Origin of the sequence: Pseudomonas sp. SIMBA_068, from assembly GCF_046534705.1 — a bacterium.
Classification (GTDB): domain Bacteria; phylum Pseudomonadota; class Gammaproteobacteria; order Pseudomonadales; family Pseudomonadaceae; genus Aquipseudomonas; species Aquipseudomonas putida.
Genome location: NZ_JAWRYI010001087.1, coordinates 1 through 253, shown reverse-complemented (window position 1 = coordinate 253; position 253 = coordinate 1). Strand labels below are relative to the sequence as shown.

Annotated in this window: 1 protein-coding gene; it reads right to left on the bottom strand. The window is 62.1% G+C overall.

All coding sequences use genetic code 11. The features are described from left to right. Positions 1 to 253, bottom strand: a 253-nt coding sequence (locus SB756_RS32815) for a LysR substrate-binding domain-containing protein (protein ID WP_410913607.1), incomplete at both ends; no start/stop codon positions are given.

The window sequence follows — 253 nt, the reverse complement described above, 5'->3', positions numbered from 1 at the left end:
CTCACCACCCGCAGACGGCCTTCCGCAATATCCTGCTCCACCAGCGAATAGGGCATGGTCGCCACGCCTAGGCCAGCCAGCAGCGCACGGCGCTTGTCATCCATGCTGCTCACGGTCAGGCGCTGCTGCTTATCCAGTAACTGCACGGTCAGCACCGGACGCTCACGCGCGGTATCTGCGACCGCAATGCCACGGTATTTCACCCGCGTCACTTCAGACTGGGGTTCAGGCTCGTTATGAATCGGGTGGTCAG